Annotated in this window: 19 protein-coding genes and 1 riboswitch; of the genes, 2 read left to right on the top strand and 17 right to left on the bottom strand. The window is 50.9% G+C overall.

All coding sequences use genetic code 11. The features are described from left to right. Positions 1-26 precede the first annotated feature (26 nt). From H70357_RS05225 to galU, 8 genes are all read right to left on the bottom strand, one after another. Positions 27-1154, bottom strand: coding sequence for a glycosyltransferase family 4 protein (locus H70357_RS05225; RefSeq protein ID WP_038586547.1), 1128 nt, complete (start codon positions 1152-1154; stop codon positions 27-29). Between the two features lie 22 nt (positions 1155-1176). Next, on the bottom strand, positions 1177-2385 hold the full coding sequence (locus H70357_RS05220; RefSeq protein ID WP_052091835.1) for a hypothetical protein: 1209 nt from the start codon (positions 2383-2385) through the stop codon (positions 1177-1179). Positions 2386-2402: 17 nt separating this feature from the next. Then, positions 2403-3572: a glycosyltransferase family 4 protein gene (locus H70357_RS05215; protein ID WP_052091834.1), complete on the bottom strand. Its 1170-nt coding sequence runs from the start codon at positions 3570-3572 to the stop codon at positions 2403-2405. Next, positions 3547-4860: an oligosaccharide flippase family protein gene (locus H70357_RS05210; protein ID WP_038586544.1), complete on the bottom strand. Its 1314-nt coding sequence runs from the start codon at positions 4858-4860 to the stop codon at positions 3547-3549. The genes H70357_RS05215 and H70357_RS05210 overlap by 26 nt, the downstream gene beginning before the upstream one ends. Positions 4861-5071: 211 nt before the next feature. Further along, complete coding sequence (gene gmd, locus H70357_RS05205; RefSeq protein ID WP_038586541.1) at positions 5072-6067, bottom strand: GDP-mannose 4,6-dehydratase; 996 nt, start codon at positions 6065-6067, stop codon at positions 5072-5074. A gap of 20 nt (positions 6068-6087) precedes the next feature. Beyond that, the gene (locus H70357_RS05200; protein ID WP_038586538.1) at positions 6088-7026 is read right to left on the bottom strand and encodes a GDP-L-fucose synthase family protein; all 939 of its coding nucleotides are present in this window, start codon (positions 7024-7026) and stop codon (positions 6088-6090) included. A gap of 24 nt (positions 7027-7050) precedes the next feature. Beyond that, positions 7051-7746, bottom strand: coding sequence for a sugar transferase (locus H70357_RS05195; protein ID WP_038586535.1), 696 nt, complete (start codon positions 7744-7746; stop codon positions 7051-7053). Positions 7747-7749: 3 nt separating this feature from the next. Then, complete coding sequence (gene galU / locus H70357_RS05190) at positions 7750-8652, bottom strand: UTP--glucose-1-phosphate uridylyltransferase GalU (protein ID WP_038586533.1); 903 nt, start codon at positions 8650-8652, stop codon at positions 7750-7752. A 710-nt stretch (positions 8653-9362) separates the two neighbouring features. Between galU and H70357_RS05185 the strand changes: the two genes are divergently transcribed. Further along, a complete protein-coding gene (locus H70357_RS05185) occupies positions 9363-10445 on the top strand; it encodes a glycosyl hydrolase family 28-related protein (RefSeq protein WP_038586530.1) in 1083 nt (360 codons plus the stop codon). A gap of 177 nt (positions 10446-10622) precedes the next feature. Continuing rightward, on the top strand, positions 10623-10991 hold the full coding sequence (locus tag H70357_RS05180; protein WP_038586527.1) for a helix-turn-helix domain-containing protein: 369 nt from the start codon (positions 10623-10625) through the stop codon (positions 10989-10991). A 535-nt stretch (positions 10992-11526) separates the two neighbouring features. Here H70357_RS05180 and H70357_RS05170 read toward each other — a convergent pair. The 9 genes from H70357_RS05170 to H70357_RS05130 all read right to left on the bottom strand — a co-directional run bounded on the left by H70357_RS05170 (position 11527) and on the right by H70357_RS05130 (position 26176). Beyond that, on the bottom strand, positions 11527-14073 hold the full coding sequence (locus H70357_RS05170; protein ID WP_063848015.1) for a discoidin domain-containing protein: 2547 nt from the start codon (positions 14071-14073) through the stop codon (positions 11527-11529). A 198-nt stretch (positions 14074-14271) separates the two neighbouring features. Next, positions 14272-15786 (bottom strand): glycosyl hydrolase, encoded by a 1515-nt coding sequence (locus H70357_RS05165; RefSeq protein WP_038598677.1) that lies wholly within the window; start codon positions 15784-15786, stop codon positions 14272-14274. 208 nt (positions 15787-15994) lie between these two features. Beyond that, positions 15995-18394: a PA14 domain-containing protein gene (locus tag H70357_RS05160; protein ID WP_063848014.1), complete on the bottom strand. Its 2400-nt coding sequence runs from the start codon at positions 18392-18394 to the stop codon at positions 15995-15997. A 12-nt stretch (positions 18395-18406) separates the two neighbouring features. Continuing rightward, positions 18407-18487: riboswitch (cyclic di-GMP riboswitch) on the bottom strand. Between the two features lie 137 nt (positions 18488-18624). Beyond that, the gene (locus H70357_RS05155) at positions 18625-19998 is read right to left on the bottom strand and encodes a sugar phosphate nucleotidyltransferase (RefSeq protein WP_038586519.1); all 1374 of its coding nucleotides are present in this window, start codon (positions 19996-19998) and stop codon (positions 18625-18627) included. A 466-nt stretch (positions 19999-20464) separates the two neighbouring features. Then, positions 20465-21805 (bottom strand): UDP-glucose dehydrogenase family protein, encoded by a 1341-nt coding sequence (locus H70357_RS05150; RefSeq protein WP_038586516.1) that lies wholly within the window; start codon positions 21803-21805, stop codon positions 20465-20467. Between the two features lie 4 nt (positions 21806-21809). Beyond that, positions 21810-22910, bottom strand: coding sequence for a glycosyltransferase (locus H70357_RS05145; protein WP_038586514.1), 1101 nt, complete (start codon positions 22908-22910; stop codon positions 21810-21812). A 98-nt stretch (positions 22911-23008) separates the two neighbouring features. Further along, positions 23009-24148 carry a glycosyltransferase family 4 protein gene (locus tag H70357_RS05140; RefSeq protein WP_038586511.1) on the bottom strand — a complete coding sequence of 380 codons (1140 nt, stop codon included), beginning with the start codon at positions 24146-24148 and terminating at the stop codon, positions 23009-23011. Beyond that, on the bottom strand, positions 24142-25335 hold the full coding sequence (locus tag H70357_RS05135) for a glycosyltransferase family 4 protein (protein WP_038586508.1): 1194 nt from the start codon (positions 25333-25335) through the stop codon (positions 24142-24144). The genes H70357_RS05140 and H70357_RS05135 overlap by 7 nt, the downstream gene beginning before the upstream one ends. Further along, positions 25322-26176: a glycosyltransferase family 2 protein gene (locus H70357_RS05130; RefSeq protein WP_038586505.1), complete on the bottom strand. Its 855-nt coding sequence runs from the start codon at positions 26174-26176 to the stop codon at positions 25322-25324. Before H70357_RS05130 ends, H70357_RS05135 begins: the two co-directional genes overlap by 14 nt. Between the last annotated feature and the right edge of the window lie 191 nt (positions 26177-26367).

Raw genomic sequence — 26367 nt, 5'->3', positions numbered from 1 at the left:
CTCGAAATAATCTTAACCTTACCTTTTTAATGGCTGGGCCGGCTCGCCATCCGGATGGCCCGGACCACTGATTTGGCATAGGTCGTGGGATGCAGCTTCTTCCACATGCTCAGCTTGATCTTCCGGTCTGCTTTTAAATAGGATACATTGTCGAACAGCCACTGCATCGCTTCATCCATACTGGCCGGGTCCAGAGGATCGGCGATGATCCCGTTCTCCTTGTCGACAATCAGATCACTCGTCACGCCGGCATATTTGGAAGCCAGCACGAAGGTGTTAGAGACAAGCGCTTCGTTGACCACAAGCCCCCACACCTCAATCAGCGAAGGGACCAGCAGGCAGTCGGCCGCCGCCAAATAGCCGGTCAGCTCCTCCTTCTGCTTGTAGCCCTCGAACAGCACCTTCTCTTCCATGCCGTACCGCCGGACCATTTCCTTCAGCTTTTTCTCATCCGGTCCCGTGCCGATAATCCGCAGCCTCCAGTTCTCATGGTTCAGCCGGGCCAATGACTGGATGGTCTCCTCCAGGCCCTTCCGCTTGATCAGCTGACCGACAAACAGGAGATTTAGCAGCCCTTCCTCTTCCTTATGGGGCTTAACCGCCAGGCGTTTCCGGTAGTAATAGCGGATATCCACCGTATTGAAGCCGACAGCCATTTTCTCATCCGGAATGCCGTAGTGGTTCAGGCATCTGGCTGAGTCCGAGCCATAGGTTACAAAGGAATCCGCCGAACGGAAATACAATCCGCGCACCGCATTCATCGCCCGGTTCTTCACTCTGCTGCTCTCCAGCGTGCTGCCCCACCAGACGACGAACTTTTTACGGAAGAGCTTAGCGTAGAATAAGCTGACCCAATAGCCAATCGCGTCATAACTCGTGGTGATAATCACATCGGGATTCAGGCGTACCAGCTTAAAGAATAAACCCGGGTTGATATGCACCCCGAAATCCATACGCTGAATGAACAAATGGAACCCGCGCAGGCAGCTGTACCGGAATCGCATATCCTGATAATCAATATTCCATTCCCGGTTGGCTTCCTTCTCCTCCAGAAACCAGACCGTAAGATCGATATCCTCCGATGCGTCGATCGTGTTATAGACCGGGATACGGTACGGGGCGATCTGATAGGCTATCAATAGTGTTTTTATCATAAGACCCTACCTTTTCTTGATCCTAACGGATGTATTCCAAAGCGGGTTGAACAAGTAATGCCGCCCCTTCGGGTTGTGGTTCCTCTTCGCCCTTATACGGGGCCATCAGCAGCAGATAGAGCAGCGGGGCATCCAGCAGCGGTTGTGAGATCAGCGAAGTCAGAATAATGGGAATGACTGCGAGTAAATACCGCCTGCGGTCCCCGGCGGCAAGCGCCGGTACCAGATAGACAAGCATCGCGAGCAGCACGCCGGCCACGCCGATCATGGAAGAAGCTGCTACCAGGTTGATCCCCGCGTTGGGAATACGGGTGTTGTACATGCCTTCACCGAACGGATTGTTCCCGAGCGCTTCCAGCCCTGCTTCTGTAGCCAAGGTACGGTCCGAGATGGAAGCGCCATGCGTTTCCGTCTTGTCGTTGATCCCGATAAACGGGGCGTACATGACCACCACATAGGTTAAGCAGAGCAAGACGACGCCTCTCATCACTTTTTTATTCATAAAGAGATACAGCACAAGGTTGGCGAAGAGAATCGCAAGCCCTGCCGTTGAGAACGAAGCGATAATCCCCAGCAGCAGTGTTCCTTTAATCCATAACCGGTTCAGCCGGATGGACTTCAGATTGAACAATGACCAGATCAGGAACATCTGCAGAATGCCCGATTCCCTGAACAGCCCCAGCAGCCGCGGAAACCGGATACCGTCTACCGTGTAAACGCCGTACATGACGGTGAAGGGGAAATAGGTCATCCCTGAGGAGGGATAGTCCCCGATTTGAATCCGGAATAACTCCAGCTGCTCCAGGTGAGTCACAAATACAGCCAGCGCGATGGTCACATAGTAGGACACAATGAATCCAATAAAAATGATCACCATGCTGCGAAAGAAAATATAGTTGGCCCTTGCCTCGCTTAGGATGAAGGCCGCAACGAGAACTACGGTGCAGTTCAGCACTGCCGCTTTCAACACATTCAGCAGGAAGATGGAGTTCATCAGCATGGCGTGGCCCAGCAGGTAGCTGAACAGCAGCAGTACCAGGAACAGCACAAGCCGATGAGGGCCCTGAATGGATATTTTCTTCATGGGATGCACCCGGCAATCAATGAGATGAAACAAAAGGGCAAGCATGGCCGCTGCGATTCCCAGCATGGAGTAGTTCTCTCCCAAAGCCGTGGGCTTGATCAAAAAGGCGGTCACCAGCAGGAATCCGATTTTTAAAACGAACGCCATTTACATTATCCTCCCTCCTACCCGGCAAGCTCCTCGAAATACCGCTGCTCGAAAATACCCGGCGACAGGAGCGCCTTATACTCCGAGCTTTGTGATTTCCGGCGGAGTTCATCCATGTTATGTATGGCATAGACGATTTTGTCGCCAAGATCGCTGATATCCTCCGCCCGGAAGCTGACCCCCAGTCCATAACGCTCAATACAGTACCCGATCTCCCCGTGGCTCGGTCCAATAATCACCTTGCCTCTCGCCGCCGCTTCGGTCAGCGGTCCGCTTTGGCCGGAGAACATTTTGCGGTAAGGCAGTACAATGATATCCGCCCGCTCGAAATATAACGGCACCTCATGATCCGGAATATATTCCAAACATAGCTCTACCTTGTGCTCCAGCCCCTTGTCGCGGATGATCTGCTCCAAATCGCCGCGTGTGAAATCCTGCTCCCTGCCTGCAATGAGGATAGAGAAAGGCTGGCCGGTTAGTCTCCCGGCTGCTTCCAATAGCAGGTCAATTCCCTTGTCATACCGCAGGCCGCCGAAGCAGAGTAAGGTCGGCACGGACTCCGCAGCGCCTTGGCTGGCATGGGTGCCGGGCGCTTGAACGGTTTCCTGCACCACAGCAGGATGCAGGTTGGGATACACGATAGAGCTTACTCTTGACTGCTCCACGCTGGTCAGTTCCAGCACCTGCTTCCTCAGATAATCCCCGTGGACAATAAGCTTGTCGAGATGTTGACGCCGCAGCAGATTCCTCAGCAGCCTGCGTTTGCTCTCTCTTGGCGGATACCAGTGAAGCGTCGCTGTTATTTTCATCCCCCTCAGCGCAGGAATCAGGAACACCAGCGGAATGATCAGCGTATCCAGATATAACAGATGCAGAACGGACTTATGCTTGTAAGCAAAACGCAGCACCTGCAGCAGAAGCAGCGCACGGACCAGCATGGATGGCATATAACGGTGATACCGCCTTTCCACCGCCCGCTGATAATTGATCCCTGCTGCCTCAAGCTCCGCCTGCCTGCTCTCTTCCAGTCTACTGGAATAGTATGTGACTTCACTGGAGGGCGCCCCCTTCAATACCCCCTTCATCACAGCCAGATTATATTGATAATGATGTCCGGTATTCAGCAAATCAAAGAACAGGTACTTCTTCTGATGATTCTCTTCAGATGCTTTCCATCGTCCCTTCACGAACCGGTTCCCTCCTTTGACCGCTGCCATTCAGAACCACTTTCTCCACGTAATACAGGGAGAAGACAACCAGCGGTATGCCGACAAACTTGCCCAGGCCGATGCCAATGGCACCATATCTCGGGATCAATAGAACAAACAGACCCATTGTCACCAGTGTGGTGAGAAGTGAAATGGCAGTATTAAGCCTGACGTACCCGGTTCCATTCAGACAATAATAGGGGACTACACCAAGTGCACCCAGAGATACCGACAATACCAGCACCTGGAACAGCACATAATGGGCTTCAGCAAACTCCGGGCTGATCCATAGGGACAGAATCGGCTTGGCCAGCACAAAGGCTGCCAAACCCGCAGCTCCTACGAATGAAATGGCAATGACCAGTGACTGATGATAGGTCCTCCTGATTTCACGGCGGTCATCACTCTTGGAAAGTGAACTGAATTTAGGCAGTAAATATCCTCCGGCCGCAGCGGGAATTTCATGGATTTTCACTACCACCTGCATGCAAACCGTGTAGTACCCCAGTACTTTGGCACCCAGAAATCCCCCGATAATCAATTTGTCCATCTGGGCATTCAGCGTGCTGATCAACATTTGGCCCCAGGAATAAATCCCGTAATGAAACAGCCTTCTGAAGCTGTCCCGCTCGAAATAGGGAGCAAATCGAAGTCCGGGAAGCGCCTTGCGTGTAACGAAGACATTGCATACCGCCAGCAGCACCGTAAACACGAACATCCACTGCACCAGCAGATACAAGTCTCCATACATGACGGCCAGTATGGTGAAGCCAATCGAGCTTGCCAGGTTGAATACGATATTCACCTTGCTGTTCAGATCGTAACGCTGCTTAGCCATGTAGGCACCGGAAAGAATGCCGTTGATGATCCGAATGCCGATGATTCCGCTAAGAAAATAGGAGACGGACAGCACGGTATCCAGCCCTTCCGCCTTCACCAGCAAAGGAAAAATATAAGTGCCGAACAGAAGAAGAAAAAGACTCGCCGACACCGCCAGAACGACCGACAGCGTAAGCGTTACCCGGAAGAGGGCATTAAATCTCTCTTCGCTGTCACTCTCGGAGCCCAGCTTGATCAGCGCATTGCCGAGGCCGAAATTCGATACCGCCAGCACATTAAGCACCGATTGGATAAGAATCCACAGCCCGTACTGCTGATCACCCAGATGCCTGAGCAGCAGCGGTGTTGAAATGAACAGAACGACAGGAGTAATACAATAAGAAAGCAGGCTGTAAATGACGTTATTGAAATCGCGATTGCGTCTCAACCCTGCCAGCCTCAATCTCAGTGCGGTCACAGAGCACTCACCCGCTTTCAGCCTTCACAAGTGGAAACGGCTTCGCCGTCCTCAATAGGACGGTATCCGTTTCTGCGAGAAATAGAAGGATAATTTATAGCGTGAAGCATACAATTTCTTATATTTGAATAAAGGACGGCAGCGCCGTCCCCTGTTAGATCACCTATGCTGTATCGAAATATTAGTTCACTAAAGTAAAGGCATCGTGGTAGCGGATCTCAGCAGCGACGCGCTTCATATCTTCATCCACCATCATATGAATCAGCTCATGGAAGCCGACTTCCAGCTTCCAGTCCAGCTTGGTTTGCGCCTTGGAGGAATCGCCCAGCAGCAGGTCGACCTCAGCCGGACGGACAAATTCAGGATCGATCACCACATACTGCTCATAATCGAGTCCGGCATACGAAAAGGCCACCTGAAGCAGCTCACGGACCGTATGCATTTCACCTGTCGAAATAACATAATCATCCGGCTCCTCCTGCTGGAGCATCAGCCACATCGCCTTGACATAATCCCCGGCAAAGCCCCAATCCCGCAGGGAATCCAGATTGCCCATCCGCAGCTCGCTTTGCAGCCCATGCTTGATACGGGCAACAGCGTCGGTCACCTTGCGGGTGACAAACTCCAGTCCGCGTCTTGGCGATTCATGATTGAATAGAATCCCCGAGCATGCGAACATGTCAAAGCTCTCCCGGTAATTGACGGTAATCCAGTGGCCGTACACCTTAGCTACACCATAAGGGCTGCGCGGATAAAAAGGGGTAGTCTCCCGCTGCGGGGTCTCTACGACCTTGCCGAACATCTCACTGCTTGAGGCCTGATAGAATCTGGCCGTCGGCTTCACAATCTTGACCGCCTCCAGCATATTGGTAACGGAAACGGCGGTGATCTGACTCGTCAGCAAAGGCTGCGGCCACGATGCGGCTACGAACGACTGCGCCCCCAGGTTGTATACCTCATCCGGGTCAGCGATTCTCACCGCTTCAATCAGGGAAGCCAAATCGGTCAAATCTCCGGAAATCCAATGAATGCGATCTTTAATAGAGTACACATTTTCATAGTTGGGCGTGCTCGTTCTTCTCCGCAGTCCGAATACCTCATAATCCTTGGAGAGAAGAAATTCCGCCAGATAGGACCCGTCTTGCCCTGTAACGCCCGTAATTAAAGCTCTCTTCATTGATGAATTCCCCCGCATCATTATTTTTTCACAGCATACGTATGTTGAAAATCAGCGTACACATCGTGCAGCCCGTCTTCGAGCCCAATTCTTGCTTTCCATCCAAGGGCATTGATTCTGGATACATCAACCAGCTTCCTTGGGGTACCGTCCGCAACGGATGTGTTGAAGGTGATTTCCCCTTCGTAGCCGGTAACCTTTTTAATCAGCAGTGCAAGGTCTTTGATCGCAATGTCATCACCCACACCGATGTTCACGATATCATTGCCCTCATAGTGCTCCATCAGATAGAGACAGGCTTCGGCCAGATCATCCGCATGCAGGAATTCACGTTTCGGATTGCCGGTGCCCCACACTTCCACCGACGGGCTGCCCTGTTCCTTGGCTTCATGGAATTTGCGCAGCAGCGCAGGCAGCACATGGGACGAATACAGATCAAAATTGTCATTTGGCCCGTAAATGTTCGTCGGCATCACAGAAATGAACCGGGTGCCGTACTGCCTGTTGTAAGACTGGCACATGTTGATGCCGGCAATTTTGGCCACTGCGTAGGGCGCATTGGTCGGCTCCAGCTCTCCGGTCAGCAGATATTCTTCTTTGAGCGGCTGCGGAGCCAGCTTTGGATAAATGCAGGTCGATCCCAGGAACATCAGCTTGCTCACCCCGTTACGGTAAGCCGCATCAATGACATGGGTCTGAATGAGCAGATTGTCGCGGATAAATTCCGCAGGTTGTTCGTTGTTAGCTGCAATTCCGCCCACCTTGGCCGCAGCAAGGAATACATACTCAATCTCCTGATCCTCAAAAAAACGGTCCACCTCAGCGCCGTTGCGCAAATCCAGTTCTGTTCTGGAACGGAGGACAAGATTATGAAAGCCCTGCTTCTCAAGTGTGCGGACGATGGCCGAACCGACCAGACCGCGATGCCCAGCTACATATATTCTCGAATGGCGATCCATACGCTTCACCCCGTTATAAATGATTTAGAATGCATTTTTCGATCTCACCAGCTGCCAGGCCGTCATAAACATAATCTTGAGATCCAGACCCAGCGTTCTCTGCTCAATGTAGAGCAGATCGAGCTCCACCATTTGCTTAAAATTCAGTCCGCTCCGCCCGCTCACCTGCCAAAGCCCTGTACAACCCGGTGTAACCGATAGACGAAGCCGGTCGTATTCCGAGTACTTCTCCACTTCGCGTGGAAGCGACGGCCTTGGGCCGACAAGCGACATATCACCCTTAAGCACATTTACCAGCTGGGGAAGCTCATCAATGCTTGTTCTGCGGATAAATCTGCCTACCCGGGTCACCCGCGGATCATTTCTCATTTTGAACATGGGGCCGCTCATTTCATTTTGATTCAACAGGTTCGGCAGAAGCGCTTCCGCATCGGCAATCATCGAGCGGAATTTGTAAATCCGGAACAAACGCCCCGCCTTCCCGACCCTGGTTTGCCCGAAAAATACGGAGCCGCGGGGGTCTTCCAGCTTGATAACCAGCGCAAGAATAAGGAAAAGAGGAGACAGCACAAGGAGTGCCGCCGCAGATGCCGCAATGTCAAAGACCCGTTTATTAAATAGATATAATGTCTCCGGCTTGCCTCCGGCACGCCGTACTGCCGGATAGTACCTTTTAGCATACAGGGCCGCTTCCTCTTCTCTTTGACTGGAAGGTATCATCTATTATTCACCTCTTGACTTTGCATACGTACTGGTGTGTTCTCTATCCACAATTTCCCCGAGAGCACTTAACAGTTCATGCCTCAGATCCTGTCTTCTCAAGGCAAAATCAATCGTCGTCAGAATAAACCCGAGCTTCTCGCCCACATCGTACCGTACTCCCTGGAAGTCATAGGCATATACGCCCTGCTCCGTATTGAGCCTTTGAATGGCATCCGTTAACTGAATTTCACCGCCTGCTCCGGTCTCCTGGCTCTCCAGGAAATCAAAGATGTCCGGCGTAAGCACATACCGTCCCATAATCGCCAGATTGGAAGGTGCCTGGCCTAGAGCCGGCTTTTCCACAAAACGGTCCACCTCGTACAGCCGCCCTCTGGCCCGCAGCGGATCTACAATACCGTAACGGTTCGTTTGATCGGCAGGTACCGTCTGGACGCCAATAACTGATCTCCCAAGTCTTTCGTACTGTTCAATCAGCTGTCTGGTGCACGGAACATCGCTTTGCACAATATCGTCTCCCAGCAGCACGGCAAACGGCTCATCTCCAATAAAGTTGCGCGCACACCATACGGCATGCCCCAGCCCCTTGGCTTCCTTCTGCCGGATATAGTGAAGAGTCACCTGGGAGGAACGCCGCACCTCTTCCAGCAGCTCCAGCTTCCCTTTCTCAAACAAGGTATGCTCAAGCTCAAACGCAATATCGAAATGATCCTCTATGGCGCGTTTTCCTTTTCCGGTAACGATGATAATGTCCTCAATGCCCGCAGCAATCGCCTCTTCCACGATATATTGAATGGTCGGCTTGTCTACGATCGGAAGCATTTCCTTCGGCATTGCTTTGGTAGCGGGAAGAAACCTGGTTCCAAGCCCAGCTGCTGGAATAATAGCCTTTCTTACCTTTTTCATCCCGAACACATCCCTTGTTTCTTTATTGACGAACTGAATTCTTGCAATAAGCGGGCATTTAACCCTTCCTCACGTCACACCCTTGACGATTAACGTCTAAGGTATCAGCACCCACAGCATGACCGAGTGTCTCCAGTGATATAGGTACAGGAGGCATTACCTTTGATCCTGCGAAAAATGCAGGCAATGATATACGGAATCTCAGCGTTTGTCCGCTGTTGCTGCCGCACCAACAGTTGGCGGGGCACATATGCTAATGAAGGTTGACGTCTGCCGCTCTAAAGAGGACTGGCCTCCCTCTCTTGGTTCTCATCGAGAATAAATGTTTAATAATTTAAATAAAGTTATTCATATCGCGACCGAGTGACTAAAAAAAATATTCCTTGCCTAATCTCTATCAAGTGGAAACGGCTTTGCCGTCCTTTTTAAGGACGGTACCGTTTCAGCGAGAAATGGAAGGATAAATTATCGTGTGAAACATATAAATTCTTATATTTTTAAAAAGCGCTTATCCCATTTCCTTTCATGTTCCCTTTCATTCTTCACATATTCTGACATCGAATGATTATCGCCATATATTATTCATTAGGAGTATTTGTCAAAATTATTATATTCATTTAGAATAACTTTGTAAACAACTAATGTTTTCTTTTCAGGAAAAAAAGTTTTTCAAAGTTACTCATAAACCATTTCATTAAGGAGAGGGATTCATGATGCGCTGGAAAATAGCTTTGCCCCTGGTTGCCGTCCTTACTGCAGCTCTGGCTGTGGGACTCATTTGGAATAAGGCTCCGGAAAAAGCCTGGAGCAGCGATACGGGCGCAGGAAGTGTTCAGGCTTTTGCCATTCCGACGTTTAATGTGAAGGACTACGGGGCCGTAGGGGACGGAGTCACTAATGATACAGCGAGTATCGCCAAGGCTGTAAAGGCTGCGCAGGATTCGGGGGGCGGCACGGTTTATTTCGACAGAGGGACTTATCTAATCAACTCTATTCATGTCCCTGAAAATATATCTATTCTAGGTGCAGGCAGAAGAGATGCTACCTTGATCCGCAATGATAACAAGGATGAAGCCGCCCTGCGGCTGCTCGGCAAACAGAGTGTTCAAGGCATCGGGATTAAAGCCCGCATTGGCATTATGCCGAACGGGGACGACATCAACATTATCGACGTCAGATTCGAATGCAGCGTTCAAGGGATTCAGAATGCGGTGACAGTCAACCGGTTAACTGTATTTAACAGTCTGTTCGAAAATTCCGGCTATGGCATTCTGTCGAATATAAATCCGAGCTACGAGGTTAAGATCCTGAATACCCGGTTCGTGAATATCAAAGGTGACGGGATTGAAATCAATGCCCCAAGCCGTGACTGGGTCATCGAGAACTGTGTATTTGATACCAACACCAGCCCTTCCCGCTGGGCGGGATTTGGAGTAGGCGTTGCTTTGTCCGCAAAAGACATTGTCATTAAAAACTCCAGCTTTATTCATATCCGGGGACAAGGTGTTCATGTTGAAGATTATGCGGAGGTAACGATTGTCAATTCAATCTTTAAGAACAACGGCTCCGCCAATTATACCGGTGATCCCAAAGCGGATATCGCGGTATTGTCGAATGCAAAGGTGAAAGTGTACAACAGCAAATTTATGGCCTCTACCGTTGGATACAGCAAAGTGGCTATCTATAATACTGACTTACCTGTGGGGGGAACAATCACCGTATACAATTCCACGTTCCAGAGCAAAACCGTAAACAAACAGGTGACCACTGTTAATTCTATATTTCTCCCTTGAAAATAGAACACTCGTAAAGTACCGGGGGATGTGCGGAGGAGTTTCCCAAGCGGGTTGGCTGCTGTAAAAGGGATGGATGTTCGTTCAGTTATGTTTATGGTATAATATCCAAAAATGATTCAATACGAATTACGCCTATATCCAATCATGTTGGAACCCGCAATTGGAGGCATGCAGATGTTTGCTAAACGGTTGAAACAGCTACGAAAAACAAGAAAATTCTCAATGCAGGAGGTTGCTGAAGCGGTTGGCGTCGCCAAAAGTACGTATGCCGGGTATGAATCCGGATACCGTCAGCCTACCCTTGAAAATACTCAACTGATTGCCAAGAAGCTTCACACTACCTCAGATTATCTCATCGGCCTTACCGATAACCCCGACCCCATGGAAATCACGAACAATGCCAGAGAGATCCTTAACCAGCATCAGCTGCATTGGGACGGCGTTCCTTTGGAAGAGCAGGATTTGGAGCTTGTGCGCATGCTGCTGGAGCGGGTAGTTCAGAACAGGGCGGCCGCCAGTTCTGGCGACAATGGTCAACAATGAATCATTATCCATCATAATCACGGCGGTTCCGCTAGTTAAGGGAGCTGTCGTGATTATTTTTTATTCCTGCTCCTCTTGCAATTCTTATGTATACTTCTCTAGTCTGCTGAATACATTTCAACATATTCCTCTGCAGCCTAGTCAAAAATGAGTAAAATGAGTCAAAAGTACTTAAAATATTAGTTTTATCACCGACACATAGTGACATTCTTTTTTTTGAATTAGTAGTAAAGTAGGCTTACATGAATTACCTAATTTTAGATATTCGCGGAGGAGCTTAGTTGATGAGATTAGAATTTTCTATTCGCAGCTTACTAAACCAGTTAGGAATGAAGCACGAAGGCACAATAGACCTAAAAGAAAGCTTCCACGCGTTGTATAAACACGGACATATCTCCGAAAGTGAATTCATAAATCTTTGCCGCAATTTCGATAAGAACGGAACAGGGCAGTCCTCGGTTTCCTTATAAATTTCTTATAACTTCATGCCCTCATCAGTTCTCTTAAAAATGCGGCCAGCCCAATCCCAACATCTCTATTCTCTTGAAAAAATCTGCAGCTCCTGAATGGACCAGTAATTTCCTCCCGAGCCGGTCTGCAGAATCTTGATGTACCGCGCATTCACCTTGGCAAACTCTATCTTGGTCTTCTCCAGCTTCCCTTTTCCGGAAGCTATGCGCTTCCAATTGCTGGCGTCATCCGATACATAAAGCTCATATCCCCGTGGATAATCATAAGAAGATAATGTGTAATCCATTTCCACCGCTTCTATACTATGTTCCTTCCCGAGATCTACCTGCAAATACTCTCCGGAGGCTTGATGTTTACCCGTATCCCAGCGTGTGCGCCGGTCTCCGTCAATCGCATTTCCGGGATAGGACGCCTCGGTATTGACATTGGAGGATACCTTCCACTGCGAACGGTCCAAAGGAACCAGTCCTGTTGCTGTAATCTGTGTCTTCTCCGACATGACGCTGGAACCAGGTACCCTAACTGCGTACGTATATAATGTTCCTTCCTGCAGCTTGCTGTCGGTGTATTCCGTAGCCTTTATCCCCGTTGCGATAACCTTCAGGTCTGTGCCTGAGCCGTCGGCCCGGAGCACTTCATAGCTTGCTCCAGGGGCCTCCAGCCAGTTCAATTTTACGGACAAACCTTTGACTGCAGCAGCTTTAAAGCTCTGCGGTGCAGCATCCGCCACCTCGGAGGATGGCTGAAGGATATACTGCACCGCTTCGCCCGGAGCTAAAGTCTCGGTAAACTCCAGTACAGGTGTAGCACTTTTGCCGGATACATAGCTGCGTGCCGCCTCGTATGAATCACCGCTGCCGAACCGTTCACCTTCATACACGGTTTTCTTCGGCATATTTACTTTCACATGAACCGTCTGCGGTGTATCCTCAAAATTGACGAAATTGACCAGCACCTTGTTGGAGGTGGCTTTGCTTCCGGGTTGAGGCTCAAGTGTTGAGGTATCAACAGCACGTACATATAGCAGCTTGTCGGCTAGATCATCCTTATTGGTAATTTCATAACTTAACGGGGCTCCGTGGGTAGCATAAGCCAGGCTGAGCCTTCTCATAATGCTGACCCGGGAATCCTCGCCTTCTTTGGTATAGTAGATCTCTGTTTTGGCCGGATCATGCTCTTCCAGATTGAATCCGTACTTGAACAGACTGAAATTCTTGAAGAAGGCGGCATGCTGGATGAACATATCCGCGTAGCCGATATGACCGCGCATAATCCGGTCGAAGACCGCCGATGTCCGTTCGGCTGCCCCGTATTGGTAAGCATCTACATGTGTGTCTGAAGTGCCGAACTCCGTCGTCAGCATTTTTTTGCCGAGGCCGTCCGCAGTTCCGCCAAAGGTTCTCAGATTCTCGGTAAAGCTTCCTCCATGGCTGAAAATATAGGATTCGCCATAAGAGTGTCCATTCGTTAAATCCGTCACTTCCTCCAGCTCGTTGCGTTGCTCCGAATCACGTTCCCAACCGTCCGGATCGCCGCACTGTTTAAGCGTGCCTTTCTGGTTGCCGCAGGAATCTGTACTATAACTCGGCCAATAGGCCCAACCCGGTGCCACAGTTTGCAGATGGGGAGCTATAGTTTTGCCCTTTTCGTTCAGCCAGTTGGCAATCGCCAGGTTCACTGCCTTCGAGCGATTGAACAGGCCGGGTTCATTGTCCACCTCATAATATTGGAAGTACGGGCTGTACTTCTGGAAATAATCAGTCAGTTTCTTCTCGGCGTCATCCGGCAGTGAGCCATCCGCCTTAAGCTTAATATCACCGGTATACAAATACAGCGCAACGGCCTGCATGTTGTAATCCTTGAGCACCTTGTAGTACTCCTCCATATTCGAACAGGAGCGGCCGACATCGCTGGCACAGCTGGTGCGCATAATATTGCCGCTGTAAGCTACTCCAAGCCACTTCATAATATAAGGCAGATGCGTAACTGCACCTTCGTCAAAATAAAATTGCTTATTGTTCACCATGGTGCCCGTCAGTGTGTAGCTACCATGAATCGGCTCCTTGATTGGGGCATTCAGCGACTCCAGGCTAAGGTCATCCCAGGTCCACCAGTTGTACTTATCCTCCAAATCGGAGGAATAGATCCCGCGGGCCGCCTGCAGCTTTAGTTCGTTGGTTCCAGCCACCAGCTGCTCTTTCGGGATATATAGCTCATACGTTTTGCGGAACGTATATTTGCTGTCTGTACCGGCAACACCTGCAATCTGGATAATCCCCGACAGCTGCCGGTTGGAGAATACGCTCATTTGCGGAATGGATTTATAGGCATCTATGATGCTTACGCGAAATAAGACCCCGTTGACCGGGATCTTATCCAGCTTATACATAATCCTCAGCTCAGGATTAGTGTCGCCTCTAAGACCGGAGGGCACACTTTGGAGCTCCGCAGTCTTGGCCGAAACGGAGGCAACCTTAAATGCCTCCTTAGCGGCCGAAGAGCCGGCAGCCGCAAATTCACCAGCTGTTCCGTCGTGCTTGCCCAGTTGCCACAGCACAGTTCCGTCCGGCAATGCGGGTCCTGCATCTTTCGCTGCGGACAATTTGGACATGTCAACCTCCACCTCGGCCCTCTTCGTCCCGTCATCTCCGAAGATAGAAACAGACAATAGAAACAAGAGGGTTAAAGCTGCGAATTTTAACAGTAGATGTAAAGGTTTATTCTTGTTCTTCTTAGTTCTAGTCCTCATTCCTTGTCCTCGCTTTCTTCCGGGGTGCCTGCCTCACAATGACTTATTGCTTTCATTTCATTATTTGGAAGTCAACGCGCCTTTGGGAATAACCGCCTGCTTCTGGCTTGGGCTCTTCCACATAAGGCGAATACTGGCATCTCCACTGTTCTCGTAATATTCAACCTTGATGTCGTACGAGCTTCCCGCTTCCAGGACTATGCTTCCCTCACGGCTGACACCGCTTTGCTTCTTCCAGCTGTCGATGATCAGTTTGCCGTCGATCCATACACGTACCCCGTCATCCGAGGAGGCTATGAAATTATATTTCTCATTGTAAACCGGCTTGATTTTGCCGCTCCAGCGCACCGAGAAAGCATCCTTGCCAATTCCTGAAGACGGTGAATCTCCATGCCAGTTGAAGTCGATCTTATTGTCGTTGCGGACCAGGACGGCTTTGCCCGACAGATCCATATTATTGAAATATTCTCCCGTCAATCCGGTTCGGGATACCGGGGCCGGGTTATTGTTCTTACCGACCAGCATTAATTTATAATCATCCCGCGACACGGTATAATCATCGCTCATAAAACTCTTAATCTTCTCGAGGTTATTTTTCTCGGTCAGCATTTTTCCCCATGTCATGGTATATACCCATTTACTCTGCGTTCGGGACAATATGAGCGGGTCTGGCAGTTCTCCGCTTTCACCGATCCCGATCGGCTTGCCGTCGGCCAGCTTCAGCAGCTTCTCATAATAAGACTGTCTGTAGTCATTGTTATAAATATCCGCCGCCAGAACGTCAACCTTCCCGGCACCGGGATAATATGGCTCATAGCCATCCGACCACTCATTAGGCGCATTCGGATTCCATACCCACAGGAGATTATCCAGCTTGTGCACATTCGCCAGACGGTTATACATAATGTCCCAAAGTTCGGTGAAGTTGTCCTTCTGCCCCCACCAGAACCAGTTGCCGTTCATCTCATGATAAGGGCGCCATAACACAGGCACTCCCGCATCGCGCAGGTCTCCCAAATATTCGGCTACCTCATCAAGCTCAGCGATCAGGTTCTTATACTGCGGGGTGCCCGGCGTAACATAAGCATCAAAATCCTCTTGGCTCAGGCTCATATGCACATTAGCCCAATCCGGGGAGGTACCCGGCAAATTCTGATGGAAGGTCATCGCCACAATTCCGCCGCCCTGGTGCCATTTGATCGCACTCTTCACGACATTCTGGCGCTGCTTCACGATGGTGCCCTCCGGCTGGTTGTTAATCGCTCCCAGCTCATAACCATGCAATACGGCATATTGTCCGCTTGCATGCTTCAGCTTATTGTTGAATTCATCCGGGGTCTCCAAATAGTCATGCTGCCCGGATATCATTCCCTTGCCTCCAAGATCAACCAGATAGCTGAGCAGATCGGCAGCCTCCTCCGAAGCTGAGGGATTGATGGGAGTGATGGCAGCAGCAGGTGTAACTATCGTCCGGGGAACCGGAAGACTCCTCGCTTCTGACCAGGGCAGCAGGGAAAATATTAATATAAGAGGTAAAATCGTATTAAACAGGCGGTACTTGCGGTAAGTGTTCAAATCGTAATCTCCTTTCTCCAGCGAAATGCCGCCACGGCACACAGGATGAGTTCCCTATGCAGGTTCATACATCCCGAAGCCAAATGGGGGCTATAGCTTAGTAGCCCTGCTGATAAGCAGGGCCACTAAGAGTGGACTTTAGGAATTATAATTGTAACGTCTTAACCAGCACCCGCCGGTGAATACAGTAGCTAACCAGTCGCTCTGCTTAGGAAGCGGAAGGAAGAAACAGGGCGCTCGCAGGAACAGTACCCTTCACTTGGCTTGGGCTTTCCCACATTAGACGCGCTCTGGCATCCCCTTGATTCTCGTAATACTCCACTTTAATATCATATAGCTGCCCGGCATTCAGGCTGATGCTTCCCATGCGTTCGGTTCCACTCTGTTTCATCCAGCTGTCAATCACAAGACTGTCATTGACCCAAACGCGGATGCCGTCATCTGAAGTAGTATAGATTGTGTACGTTTCACTGTAGAGCGGCTTAATCTTGCCGCTCCAGCGTACGGAGAAGAAATCGATGCCGATTGCAGCATCCGGGGTGCCTAGACGCCAATTGAAATCAAGAATGGCGTCGTTACGTACAAGTGCCGGAGTGCCTGACAGCAGCATATTATTGAAATATTCTGCCTTTAGCCCATTCTCAGCAGGTGCTGCTGTCGGTGTTGGTGCCGGCGTAGACACCGGTGTTGGTGCTGCTGGCGTCGGTGCTGGTGTTGGCACCGGTGTTGGCGTTGCTGCTGGCGTCGGTGTTGGTGCTGGCGTCGGTGCTGCTGTTGGCACCGGTGTTGCTGTTGCCGCCGGTGTTGGCGCAGATGTCGGTGTTGCCGTTGGCACCAGTGCTGGTGTTGCTGTCAGCGCAGGTGTCGGCGTTGCTGTTGCGGCTGGTGCTGCTGTCGCCGCTAAAACCGGTTTTGCAACCAGGCTGAGTGTACTGTCCAATTCTGTCTGGCTGGCAGCAGCTGCCCCGGCATTCACAAACAATGCGCTGGCCGGAACCGTCCCTTTGACTTGGCTTTGACTTTGCCACATTAAGCGGATATTCGCATCGCCGGCATTCTCGTAATACTCGACCTTGATGTCGTACAACTGACCGCCTGTTAAAGCGATGCTTCCGGTACGCTCGGCTCCGCTCTGTTTCATCCAGCTGTCAATGACAGCTTTACCGTTAATATAAACGCGGATACCGTCATCCGAAGTGGTAAAAAACTGATAAGTCTCACTATACGTTGGCTTGATTTGACCGGTCCAGCGGACGGAGAAGGAATCTATACCGATTGAAGGATCCGGCGAACCCTGGCGCCAGTTAAAGTTAAGCAATGCATCATTGCGCACCAAGGCGGGCGTACCGGAAAGCGTCATGTTTTTGAAGTACTCTCCCTTAAGTCCGCTCACCACAGGCGCTTCCACTGAATCATTAGAGTCAGGCGTTGGCATTGCCGTCGGCTTCGACGTTGCTGTTGGCGTTGGTATCGGTGTTGCCGTTGGCGTTGCTGTCGGTGTTGCCGTTGGTGTCGGCGTTGGTGTCGGTGTCGGTGTTGCCGTTGGCGCAACGGCTGGTGCACTCCAACTCTTATATTTATTCCGGGTCAGTGTATAGCTATCATTCATGAAACTCTTAATCGTAGTTGTGCTATTTTTCTCATAGAGCATTTTTCCCCAGTTCATCATGAAAACGAAATTTTTCTGGGAGAGCTTCAGTTTGGCCGTGCTGGGCATCTCACCGTTTTCACCAATGCCTATCGGTTTACCGGCAGCCAGACTAAGCAAACTGTCATAGTACTTATTCATATAGTCGTTATCATATATATCTGCTGCAAGAACATCCACTTTGCTTGCGCCCGGATAGGTCAGCGCATAAGGATCAGACCAGGCATTCGGTGCATTGGGGTTCCATACCCACAACAGATTGTTTAATTGATGAACGTTCACGAAACGGTCATACATAATATTCCACAGTTCAGCAAAATTACTTTTCTTCCCCCACCAGAACCAGTTGCCGTTCATTTCATGATAAGGTCTCCAAAGTACGGGAACGCCCGCATCCCGCAAGCTTTTGAGCGACACCGCCACTTTATCCAGATCCGTGATCAGGCTGGCGTATTCTGCCGTGCCCGGCGTTACATACCTGTTAAATTCCGCTTGGGTGAGCGGCTTCTGCACATTGGACCAGAGGTAAGCCGTTCCCGGCAGATTCTGATGAAAGGTCATTGCGACAATGCCGCCGTTCTTGTACCAGTTGATCGCGCTGTTCACCACATTCTTGCGCTGCGATGCAGCCGTACTCTCCGACTGGCCGCTAATTACGCCAAGCTCATATCCGTGAAGAGCAGCATATTCTCCGCTTGTTCCCTTCAACTTGTTGCTGAATTCATCCGGGCTCTCCAAATAATCGTGCTGTCCAGAGATAATCCCTTTTCCGGTAATGGAATAGAGGTTACTAAGCAGCTTGACAGCTTCGGCTGAAGCGTCCGGATTAACCGGCACTGCTGTGCTTGATGAGGCTTCTGCGGTTGAAGGCGACAGCCCAAATCCTAAAGGCATAGCGGTTAACAATACGGCAAGAGACAGCAAGGTGGACAGCAGACGAGACTTACGGTAAGTTTTCAAAATTATCTTCCTTTCGGTAGCCAGGCTGCCACTCTTGCGAAGGCCCTATGGCTTTGCGTCCCTATCTTTCGATTAGGTTTGCCTTTGTCGTTTTGGAAGGATTTATCCCTCTTACCGTAAGTATCGTCCCTATGAAGTTTTTATTTAGAGCATTAATAAAAATAAATTAATAAATGGTTCTAAATGCCTGTTTTGGATCTGCAACAATTGGGTAAATAGACTGTTTAGGCCTAAGAGATAAACTGTTGCAAAGCTATATCTTCCCAATCCAAGGTGATGCGGATGTTATCCTCTTCTACCAGTTCCGAGCCGGTCTGTACCTCGATAAACTCTACATCCGTCAGCGCAAGAATCGCATGTTTGGTGCCTTCCGGTATACGCACCACATCTCCCGCCTTCACATTATGCATCTTCTCATTAATTACAATGCTTGCTTCACCGCTGACAAATGTCCAGATTTCACTGCGTTTATGGTGCAGCTGGTAACTGATATTTTTACCCTCTTCGATAAAAATCCGTTTGGTCAGCACTTCATTTCCCTCATCGTATTTCACATAATCTATGACCTTATAATGGCCCCAGCGGCGTTCTTCGTACATCGGTCTTTGTTCAAAAGACTTCAGCACTTCCTTGATTCTCGGACTCTCCGCTTTATGGGTAACCAAAATCCCGTCCGGGCTGGCAGCGATAATCAGATCCTTCGCGCCGATCACCGTAATCGGAATATCCAGCTCATTAATCAGGCAAGTGCCTTCGGAATCGGCCGTCACGAACCCTTTGCCCACATGGTTGCTGTTCATTTCTTCGGTCAGCGTGTTCCAGGTGCCCAAATCCTTCCAGAATCCGTCATAAGGCTGAACTACGATTTTCTCCTCTTTTTCCACCACTTCATAGTCAAAGCTGATGGAAGCAAGCAGTTTGTACTGCTTCTGCAGTTCCTCATAGTTCAGCGGCAATCCCTTGCGCTGCAGAATATCAAGCAGGTAACCCAGGCGGAACGCGAACACGCCGCAGTTCCAGAGGGCATTCCGGCTGATCAGTTCCTCAGCCTGCTCACGGTCAGGTTTCTCCTGGAAGTGGCTTACCTGCAGATAGCCGCTTGCTCCCGCCTCAGCGCTGGTAGGAATGATATATCCGTATTTTTCTGAAGCATGCTCGGGTACTACACCCATCAGCGCCAGGTTCGCTCCGCTCTCCTGCATCGTTTGCTCAAGCTGCACTACTGTATCGAAGAAGGCGGCTTCCACATAAGGATCGACCGGCAGGATGGCCACGGTCTCGCTTGGCGAAACGCCTTCCATGGAATACAGGTAGGCTGCTGTCAGGGCAATCGCCGGAAACGTATCGCGGCGTTCCGGCTCAACGATGATAGGCACCTCGCTGCCAAGCTGGCTCTGAATCATTTCCACCTGGCTGCGGCCGGTAGCCAGATAAGCCGAACCCGACATATTAGCTTCCTCCAGCTGCCGCCATACCCGTTGTACCATGGATTCCGGTTCACCCGTCGGGCTCTCAAGTACCTTCAGAAATTGCTTCGAACGTGAATCGTTAGACAATGGCCAGAGACGTTTACCTGAACCGCCTGATAGAAGTACCAGTTTCATATGGAACCCTCCTCATTATGTGTTGACGCAAAAATATCGGATTGTTATTGTGAGCTGCAGTTCGGCTAATGCAAAAGACAGACTGCTTCAGGCAGCACTGCAGGCTGCGCAAAAATTCTACCAGCTTGGGCTGTTATGAGAGTCACTGCAAGGAATGTTTGGACTTTCGGCCGCTGTTGTCTGCAGATTTCTTGATTTATACCGCTGTTCGCGGTGGAAATCCGCAGACTGCATATGCTTTCGAAGCGAGCTTTCCTACGGAAAGCTTTCAGGCGGACGCATTCGCTCCTACAGTTCCAAAATTCCTCTCCGTTCCATTCCATAACAGCTTACTTAGATGGATTCCAGCTGGGCTATGCGCCCTAGCAAGACATTCACGCCCGCGGCTTGCACCCACAGGCGAAGCACCCTGCTAAAGATCCGGCATTGCCGCTAGTTTGACGGCAGTAAAGGGCAAGGTGTTAGCTTAGATCGCACCAGCCACGCTGGCCGAATACCCGCTCAGTCCGCCCATTTGCGGGCGTCCGACGGAATGGTACTCCAGGCCGGTGCCTTCGATCTGCTCCTTGGAGTAGACGTTGCGGCCGTCGATCAAAACCTGGCGGCGCATACTGCCCGCCAAGCGATGCAGGTCGATATCCTTGAACTGGCTCCAGTCGGTCAGCAGGCATACGGCATCACTGCCTTCTGCCGCCTCTTCCGGCAGGCCGCACCAGCGGAGCTGCGGATGATCGTATTGCATTTTGAAGTTATCGGCGGCAATCGGATCATAGAGCTTCACTGTAGCTCCCTCCGCTACCAGCGCTTCGACGATTTCACGGGCAGGTGCCTCGCGTACATCATCGGTATTCGGCTTGAAGGCCAACCCCCAAATTCCGATAACCGCGCCGCGCAGGCTGCCGAGCGACTCATGAAGTTTGGAAATAATCATAAACCGCTGTCCTTTATTCACCTCAACCACCGATTTCAGCAGCTTGAACTCATAGTCCACGTTACCTGCGATCTGGATCAGTGCATTGGTATCTTTCGGGAAACAGGAGCCTCCATAACCGATTCCGGCCTGCAGGAAGCTTGAGCCGATTCTCCGGTCCATCCCCATGCCTTCCGCCACTTCGGTTACATCAGCTCCCACTTTTTCGCAAATGTTGGCAATTTCGTTGATAAAGGAGATTTTGGTTGCCAGGAAAGCATTCGATGCATATTTAATCATTTCCGCACTGCGGATATCCGTTACGAAGATATTTTCAGTGAAGCCTTGATGTAGCTGGCGCATCGTTGGCTCCAAAAGCGGATTATCCAGACCAATCACAATCCGGTCAGGATGAAGCGTATCGCGGATCGCCGAGCCTTCACGCAGGAATTCGGGAGCGGAGACGATATCGAAGGGATGATTCGTGTGGGAAGCAATAAGATTGCGGATTTTCTCATTTGTGCCAACCGGTACGGTCGACTTGGTCATGATGATTTTATAGCCTTCCATCGCTTGCGCAATTTCTGTGGCTGCTCCCTCGATATACGTTAAATCTGCTTCGCCGCCCGGCAGGGAAGGCGTTCCTACAGCGAGGATGACGATATCAGAAAGGCGCACCGATTCCTGCAGATCTGCCGAAAAGGATAATCTGCCCTCACGGAGATTCATTTCGATCAGCGCCTCAATACCCGGCTCATAGATGGGGGATTCCATCCGGTTCAATTTATTGATTTTCTCCTCATCCTTATCGACGCAGATGACATGATTCCCGTTAAGTGTAAAACATACGCCAGATACAAGACCGACATAGCCGGTACCGATTACTGCCAGCTTCATATAATCATCCTCCTTTAAGAAAATTAACGTAGGCCTGTTCCACATACTGCTTGAACTGAACCATAAACGTCTGTTCATCGAATTTATGCGCATGCCCCATAATCTTGCTGATGTCCCACGCATAGGACTCCACTTCGTGGATAGCCTTCAGCAGATCATCCACTTCCTGATTCTGAAAGAATACGCCATTGACATAAGGAACTATGGTATCCAGCGCCCCTCCGGCCTGATAAGCAATGACCGGTCTTCCAGCGGCATTCGCCTCCAGGGGCGTAATTCCGAAATCTTCTTCTCCCGGAAAAATAAACGCCCGGCATTTCGACATCAGGCCCGTAACCTCTTCATCCTCCAGCCGGCCCAGAAAAGTGACATTATCTTTGGCCATTCCTTCCAGACGCTTACGGTCCGGCCCGTCGCCGACGATATAGAGCTTAAGGCCATTCCGGCTAAAAGCCTCCACTGCCAGGTCGATCCGTTTGTAGGATACAAGCCGGGAGACGATCAGGTAATAGTCGCCGATAGAGCTGGAACTGGTGAAGCGGGCTGTATTGATCGGCGGGAAGATCACATCGGCATCCCTATGGTAATAGTTCTGAATCCGCGTCTTCACTACGGAAGAGTTGGCCACGAACTGGTTTACATTTTTGGATGTCCGCTGATCCCAGGTCTTGAGCCGCTGCATATAGACCTTGAGCAGTCTTTTGAACAGTCCGGAATTCGATTGCCGCTCCATGTACGTGTCATAATCCCAGGCAAAGCGCATTGGCGTATGACAGTAGCATAGATGAAACGTGGATTCGGGAACCTTTATGCTTTTCATAAAAGCACTGCTGGAGCTCAGGACGATATCGTACCCGCTAAAGTCCAAATCACGAATGGCCATCGGATAAAGCGGCAGTACCCCTTTAAAATTGGCCTTCACTCCCGGGATCTTCTGCAGCCAGGAGGCCCGGATATCCGCATCTTTGAGGTTGTCGGTCAGGCGGCTTCCGTTAAAAACCGTCGTGAAGATCGGAGCCTCCGGATACATGTGGTGGAAGACCTCCACAACTCTTTCCGCTCCGCCCATTTGGATTAAGTAATCGTGCGCTATCGCAATTTTCATGTAAATCATCCTCAAAGTTTTATGGAGCAGCATCATCAAGTAGTGAATGCATGGAAGGAACGGTGCCCTTAAGCTTTAGCATTGTCCGGAAAAACAGCTCAGGTTGCGGCGAGCAATCCTTTGTAATAAGCGACGATGTCCTTGACCGTATTCTCGATGACAAAATGCTCTTTTACCCGCTTCATTCCACTTTCCGCCATCCTTCTTCGCTCTTCGGGATGGTTCAGCATCCAGGTGATGGAATCTGCAAGTACGACTGGGTCTCCAGGCTGGATCAGCAGTCCCGTTACACCGGGAACCACAATCTCTACCGGGCCGCCTTCATTGGAGGCGATTACCGGCAGTCCAGCCGCCATGCCTTCGACAATAACCTGGCCGAATGGCTCGGGGGTAATCGAAGTGTGAATCAGCAAATCAGCAGTTTTCATAAGGCCTTGTATGTCATCCACATGACCCAGCAGTTTGACGTTGGTAAGCCCATCCTGCTGCATCTTTTGAATTAATTCCTGTTTATATTCCTCTTCCCCGAACAAGGCATCACCGGCCAGCCAGAACTGGACACGGCTGTCATCCTTGAACGCTTTGGCAGCCTCCAGCACGATATGCTGGCCTTTCCAGTGCGCCAGCCGGCCCACCAGCAGGACGTTGAAATCCTTCTGGTCCCGTCTGCCGATGCTCTCGCCGATTGCTTTGGCAAAAGCGGAGTAGACCACCAGTGTCTTCTTCGAACGCGGCAGCTCCAGCGCATTCAGCGTGGAATGGGAATTGGCAATCACGCCATTGGGAAGCAGGCGTGACAGCAGCCGGATCGCCTTGGCGACAACCGGCTTCAGGTACGGGGCACCGATATGGTCCCGGATATGCCAGATCAGCGGCACTCCCGCTTTCTTCGCGGCAACTGCACCATAGAAGGCCGATTTCAGGGAGTTGGTGTGCACACAATCCACCTTTTCCTGTTTGAGCAGCGGCGCCAGCTTGCGGCCGTAAGCCAGCAGCTTGAACGCCGCAGCCGGAGCGCCGAGATTGACGGCATTTCTGCCGCGGCTGCGGATGCTCTCATCAAGCGGGATGATGCGGACGTCGATGCCTTTTTCGCGCAGACGTTCAGCCAGCGCCCCTTCTTCGGCCAGGATGACCAGCGGCTGAATCTCTTTGCCGATGTTGGTGAGAATGTTGAACAGCGCAACCTCTCCTCCGCTCCACTTGGCGGTGTGATCAATATAAGCGACTTTTAGCATCCTGCAGCCACACCCTTTCCCAATGTTTGAAGGAATACCGATTCCACTTGATCGCCCACATGCTGCCAGGTGTATTTCTCCAGCACATGGTTTCTGCATTCGTCACGGCCGGGAAGCAGCTTGCGGTTACTGAGCATATGAATCATACCCTCCGCCATATCATCACTGGTCGAACCCTTGAACAGCAGCTCCGGACGGAAGCCCTGCAGAATCTCTTTGTTGCCTCCGACCGGAGTAGCCATAACCGGAAGACCGGAAGCCAGTGCTTCAACGGTGATAAGTCCAAAGCCCTCGAGTGCCTGTGAAGGAACCACGAACATGTCAGCAGCCTGGTAGTAGGAGGCCAGTTCATGATCGGGAATGTAGCCAAGCAGCCTGACTTTGTTACTGAGACCATAATCGGAGATTTTTTCTTCCAGCTCTCCGCGCAGCGGACCTTTGCCTCCGATCAGCAGAATCGCGTTCGGGAACCGCTCGGATACCTGCTTCCAGGCTTCCAAAAGCTGCAGCAGCCCCATCCGGTTCATCAGCCGCCGGACCGTCAGTACCGTCGTTGCTCCCTCCGGCAAATTCAGCGTCCGGCGGACAGCCAGCCGGTTGCTGGCAGGGATGAACCGCTCCACATTGGCTGCACCCGGGATCACGATGATTTTGTGCAGCGGCACACCATGCAGACTGTGCAGCATGTCACGGAAATACTCGCTAAGTACAATGAACTGGTCGGCCAGCTTGTAGGCCTTGCGTTCAATAGATTTGGCAATCGTTGTTTTGACCCGGTGCTTAATGCCCTGGCCTTCGATCTTCATCTCTTCATTCCATGGGCCATGAAAAGTCATGACCACCGGAATCCCCCGCTTCTTCGCTTCCATCGCCGGCCCAACGCCGTAGGGTGCGAAGTGGGTATATAGAATATCAATGCGCCCGCTCCCGCTGCCCATCAAATCTGCAGCTTTACGCTGAAAAGCATCCTTACGCTTCCAGATCGTTTCCTTGGGATCTCCGGCATTATGAATAATCAGTTCCTTCGAGGTGGACGGCGTCTCCTGACTGCAGATCAGCGCATGCACCTGGTTGCGTGAGGAGAGCTGCTCGCAAACGGATTTAAAATAAGTGTTAAGCCCGCCGGGCTGTAACGAAGGCCAACTGAGGCCTGTCGTCATAATGTTTAATCCGTCACTGTACGGCATAGCTTCTCTCCCCTTTCTTTTCTTTCTCGGCCTGCCCCTGTGCGTTGTGCTGGGCCAGCTTGCCGGAGCTGTTCAATTCGTAGTGCTTGAAGCCGACCATGAATTCATACATCACCCAAAATACGGATACCGCGAACCCTGCAATGCCTTTCTTGAACAAACCGTGCAGAAAATATTTCTGCAGGAACCGTGCCGGCGGCCGCAGCAGCAGATTTCTCAGCTTAAACGGCTTGCCGCTCGCATAAGCGCTCTGCGCTTCCAGGTCGGTGTATTTATTAAACCGGGTTACATGGTCATTGATGCTGCGGAAGCCCTGATGCCAGAGCGTTCCGTTCAAGCGAACCGTCCGTTCCTCCAACACCTCGGGCATTTCATGCACCAGGGAGTTGCGGATACCGTACTCCTTGCGGTTGTACAGCCGCACCAGATACTCGCCCTTATCCAGCCATCTGCCCAGAAAATCACCGATCCGGTATAGCGAGTAAGCTACGCCCCGGTCCGTCAGCGCCGGCTTGCGCTCAAGAATATCCTTGGCCAGCTCATCGCTGACCACTTCATCGGTATCAATCAGGAAGACCCAATCATGGACGGCGCGTTCCACTCCGAATTCTCTTTGCTTCGCGTATCCGGGCCATGGGTTGACGTATACCCGGCAATCCAGGCTTTCGGCCAATTGCACCGTCCCGTCTTTGCTTCCTCCGTCGATTACAACCACCTCGTCGGCGAAAAGTCGGCAGGATTGAATTGCTTTGGATATTCGAATTTCGTCATCCTGAGCAATGATGACAGCAGATATCGGGTAACTCCCCGGGCCGCCAAGCACGCTTGTCACTGAATCCATGAAGGTTTCCTCCTTTGCTTTGATGGTCCGGTGGTTGTCGTCATTACGAGAAATGTTTGGGCTTTCGATCGCTGTTGTTCTCTGATTTCTATTATTGAACCGCCAGCTGCGGTTGAAATCAGAGAACAAAGGCGAACGCTAACGCTTCTACAGCTCCAAACTTTCTCTCCATTCCTCTCACACCGTCCCTT

The sequence above is a fragment of the Paenibacillus sp. FSL H7-0357 genome, assembly GCF_000758525.1.
In the GTDB taxonomy this organism is placed as follows: Bacteria; Bacillota; Bacilli; order Paenibacillales; family Paenibacillaceae; genus Paenibacillus_AQ.
Note: the sequence above shows the minus strand (reverse complement) of the source record. Positions and strands in the feature narration are given on the sequence as shown.